The organism is Kitasatospora sp. MAP5-34 (assembly GCF_029894335.1).
GTDB lineage: Bacteria > Actinomycetota > Actinomycetes > Streptomycetales > Streptomycetaceae > Kitasatospora.
Window position 1 is genome coordinate 1 of the sequence record NZ_JARXZC010000087.1, and the last position, 4,239, is coordinate 4,239.

Consider the following 4,239-nt stretch of genomic DNA (forward strand, 5'->3'; position numbering starts at 1 on the left):
CTCCTGCTAGCAATCACGTCCCCGACCAGCCCGAGCACCCCGCCTCCGGCCCACACCAGCCCCGTGACCTGCACGTTCAGGTTGGCAATTGCCCAGTGCGACCAGGGGCTGCGCGGCCCCTTTATGGCGGCGGTTGACGCCCCACAGTGTGTCGTCGCTGATGGAGTAGCAGCCGTGGAAGTAGGTCACACCGTGGGTGCGGTGGTAGGTCGCCGGCAGGCGGTCGGACTTGCCCGGCTTGGCCCAGCAGGACCCACCGGTGGGGCGGATGCCGAGCGGGCCGAACTCGTCGAACGCGAAAACGCGGCCAGGTAAGTACTCCAGGTGGCGTGGGTACACTTGCCGTGTGCTCGAACAGACGAACCGGTCGCTCAGCCGTGAATTCTTTGACCGCCACGTCGTGGAGGTCGCACACGACCTGCTGGGCCGCGTCCTGGTCTGCGCGCTCCCGGAGGGCACCGTCTCGCTGCGCCTCACCGAAGTCGAGGCGTACAACGGCCGGGACGACCCCGGTTCGCACGCCTACCGGGGCCGCACCCCGCGCAACGAGGTCATGTTCGGCCCGCCCGGGCACGTCTACGTGTACTTCACCTACGGCATGCACTTCTGCATGAACCTCGTCACCGGCCAGGACGGACACTCCTCGGCCGTGCTGCTGCGCGCCGGCGAGGTCCTGGACGGCGTCGAACTCGCCCGCAAGCGCCGACCCGCCGCCCGCAAGGACCGCGAACTCGCCCAGGGGCCAGCCAGGTTGACCATGGCCGTCGGCGTCGACCGGGCCTTCAACGGTGCCGACGCCTGCGGGGACGGCATACATTTCAGGGTTCTGACCGGCATACCCCCCGACCCGGCGCTTGTACGCACCGGCCCGCGCACCGGTGTCTCCGGCGCGGGCGCGACCACCCCCTGGCGCTTCTGGATCGACGGCGACCCCAGCGTCAGCCCCTACCGCCCCCACGTCCCCAAGCGGAAGCCGAGCGGCGGGCCGGTCGCCGCCCCGCACCCCGGCACCTGACACACCCGGACGCGCTCGGTTGAAGCTCAGGAACACGTCGCACCTTGCGTGGGCCCTCATATGGTCGGGCACGGCGCGCACGGCGAGTCCGCAGGCAGCCGGCCCGTAGCGGCCACAACTGTGCGTCGCCGTTGGACATCCGGGTGGCGCGGGCAATCTCGCGGCCCCGGAGTCGGCCGGATCCTGTCTGCGGCTCGAACGGCCGCCGCTGGTCCGCCGTTTGGCTTGGTACATCGTGAAGTTGGAGTGTGCGTTCGTGGTTGATGGTCTGCGTGCGGGTGGTTCGGGTACCGGTCCTGGTGGAGAGGGTGCGTGGTGGTCGGACCTGGGGTCGCTGGTGAATGGAGATCCCGGGGAGGTGCGGGGGCTGCTGGATACGGGGGCCGATCCGCAGGCCCGTTTGACGGCGGCGGTGTACCGGGCTTCGGAGCATCTGCATCGGGATGCCGGCCCGCGGGTGCGGCGGCAGGTGCTGGCTCTGGACGCCGCACGGTACGGAGACCGGGCGTTGGCCGCACGGCTGGCAGCGGTCGAGGTGGAGGGGGACGGCGGGCCTGGCGCCGGGTGGGCGGTGCGGTGGGCCACTGGTTCACAGGTCGACCCCCGGCTCTGGAGGGTCCTGAGCACCCGCGGGGAGTCGGCGGTCGAGGTCGCTACGGCGGTGGTCGACGGCCGCCCCGTGGCTGTCATCCCGTTCGACGGGGCGCTGCGGGTGTGGGACCTGGCCACCGGTCAGCCGGTGGGCGAACCCCCGGCCGGACATGGCGACGGTCTGCCGGCGGTGGCGACGGCAGTGGTGGACGGCCGCCCGGTCGCGGTCACCGGCGACCACGACGGGATCGTGCGCATCTGGGATCTGGCCACCGGCCGACCGGTCGGCGAACCCCTGACCGGCCACGCGAGGTGGGTGTACTCGGTGGCGACCGGGCTGCTGGAGGGCCGGCCGGTCGCGGTCACCGGCGGTGTGGACCGCACGGCGCGGGTGTGGGATCTCGCCACGGGTCAACCGGTTGGCGAACCCCTTGCCGCCCGCAGCGGCACCGTGGAAGCGTCGGCCGTGGCGGTGACGGTGGTGGACGGCCGCCCGATCGCGGTAGCCGGCGCCCACGGTGGGAAGATGCGGTTGTGGGACCTCGCCACAGGCCAGCAGATTGGCAAGCCCATCGCCGCCCACACCAGCGCGGTCGAGGCGGTTGCGGCGACGGTGCTGGATGGTCGGCCGGTCGCGCTCACCAGCGGCGGCGACGGGACGCGGGTATGGGACCTGGCCACGGGCCGACGGGTCGGCAGATTTCCCAACCACTTCTACGGTGTGTGCGCGGTGGCGACGACAGTGGTGGACGACCGTCCCGTCGCCGTGACCGGCGACAAGGGCGGGGTGGTACGAGTGTGGGACCTGGCCGCCGGCAAGCAGGTCTGCGAACCCCTCACCAGTCACGACGGCCGCCCGGTCCATGGGCTGGCCACGGCGGTGGTGGACGGCCGCCCCGTGGCGGTCGTCAGCAGCGCGGGGATGGTGAGGGTCTGGGACCTGACCGGCGACCAGCGGGTCGGTGAACCCATGGCCGGCCACGACGTGCAGGTACGAGCGGTGGCCACGACGGCGGTGGGCGGCCGTCCGGTCGCGGTCACCGGTGCCGGCAACGGGAAGGTGCGGGTGTGGGATCTGGCCACCGGCGGACAGGTCGGCAAGCCGCACGCCAAGCACGCGGAACGGGTGAACGCGGTGGCGACCGCTGTGGTGGACGGCCGCCCCGCCGCGATCACCGCCAGTTCCGACGGAACGGCACGGATACGGAATCTGGCCACCAGCCGGGCGCTCGGCAAGCCTCTCGAGAGCAGCAATCTCCACAACGAGGCGACGGCCGTGGCGACCGTGGCACTCGATGACCGCCCGGTGGCGGTCATCGGCCTGTTCGACGGCACGGCGCAGGTGTGGGACCTGGCCAGCGGCGAGCAGGTGGGCGCGCCCCTCACCGGCCATTCCGGAACGGTCCTCGGGGTGGCAACGGCGGTGGTGGACGGTCGGCCCGTGGCCGTCACCGGCAGCTGGGATGCGACGGCACGGGTGTGGGACCTGGCGTCCGGCCAACCGGTGGGCGAACCCATCACCAGCCATACCCGCGAGGTGGGGGCCGTGGCAACGGCGGTGGTGGACGGCCGCCCGGTGGCCGTCACCGGCAGCGACGACGGAACCGCGCGGGTGTGGGACCTGGCCCTCGGCGGGCAGGTCGGCAAGGCCCTCACCAGCCACGACAGCCCGGTACACGCGGTAGCGGCCGGGACGGTCGACGGCCGCCCGGTCGCAGTGATCGGCAGCGGCGACGGGATGGTACGGATCTGGGACCTGAGCACCAGTCAACCAGTCGGCGAAGAACTCGTGTTCCCCTGGCCCGTCCGCGCCGTGGCGGTGACGTCAGAGGCCGAGTTGGTGGTGTGCTTCGGTCACGAGGTTGCAGTGTTGGCCCGAAGCTGACCAGGTCGCGCGCAGCACATCCGGGGCGTCGGCCGCCTGGTAGGCCGGCGCGCGCTGCGAAGTCCCTGGCCAACCGACGAGGGGAAATCCATAGGTGGAGGACAAAGCGATTGGGCGGTGGCGGGTGGAGTGGGACAGCGGTTCCTCGGCCGACCATCGACCCTCGCGTCCCCTTGCCAGCCAGACTGGCGAGGTGTCGGCGATAGCGGTGGCAGTAATGGACGGTCGGGCCCTTGCCGTCACGGGCGGTGGCGACGGGCTGGCGCGGGTGTGGGATCTCGCCACTGGGGATCAGGTGGGCAAGCCGCTCGCGGGTCACAACGGCGGGGTGTGGGCGGTGGCGACGGCGGTAGTGGAGGGCCGCCCCCTGGCCGTTACAGGCAGCGGCGACGGGCTGGTACGGGTGTGGGACCTGGCCACTCGCAAGCCGGTATGTGAACCCCTCGCCAGCCAGCACGGCTGCGTCAATGCGGTGGCGATCGGGGTGCTGGGCGGCCGCACGATCGCCGTGACCGCCGGGGACGGGCAGCCGCTGCAGATGTGGGACCTGGCCATGCCCCCGCAGCTCGGTGAGCCCCTCCCCCGTTATGACGTAGAAGTGCTGGCGGTAGCGACAGTGGTACTGAATGGCCGTACCCTCGCCGTGACCGGCAGCGACGGGCCGATGGTGGCGCTCTGGGACCTGGCCGCCCGCGAACACGTCTGCGAGCCCCTCCTCGGTCACGACGGCGCGGTGAACACCGTGGCG

The 4,239-nt window shown here is 72.0% G+C and carries 2 protein-coding genes and 2 pseudogenes; 3 read left to right on the forward strand and 1 reads right to left on the reverse strand.

Annotation, left to right across the window (positions count from 1 at the left end; all coding sequences use genetic code 11):
• Positions 1 to 114: 114 nt before the first annotated feature.
• Positions 115 to 324, reverse strand: a pseudogene (locus P3T29_RS32370) (IS630 family transposase); the annotation flags it as partial.
• Between the two features lie 22 nt (positions 325 to 346).
• On the opposite strand from P3T29_RS32370, the gene P3T29_RS32375 reads away from it, so the two are divergent.
• The 3 genes and pseudogenes from P3T29_RS32375 to P3T29_RS32385 form a co-directional block, all read left to right on the forward strand.
• Positions 347 to 1,015, forward strand: coding sequence for a DNA-3-methyladenine glycosylase (locus tag P3T29_RS32375; protein WP_280720257.1), 669 nt, complete (start codon positions 347 to 349; stop codon positions 1,013 to 1,015).
• Positions 1,016 to 1,694: 679 nt separating this feature from the next.
• On the forward strand, positions 1,695 to 3,491 hold the full coding sequence (locus tag P3T29_RS32380; RefSeq protein WP_280720258.1) for a WD40 repeat domain-containing protein: 1,797 nt from the start codon (positions 1,695 to 1,697) through the stop codon (positions 3,489 to 3,491).
• Positions 3,492 to 3,684: 193 nt separating this feature from the next.
• A pseudogene (locus tag P3T29_RS32385) lies at positions 3,685 to 4,239 on the forward strand (hypothetical protein); the annotation flags it as partial.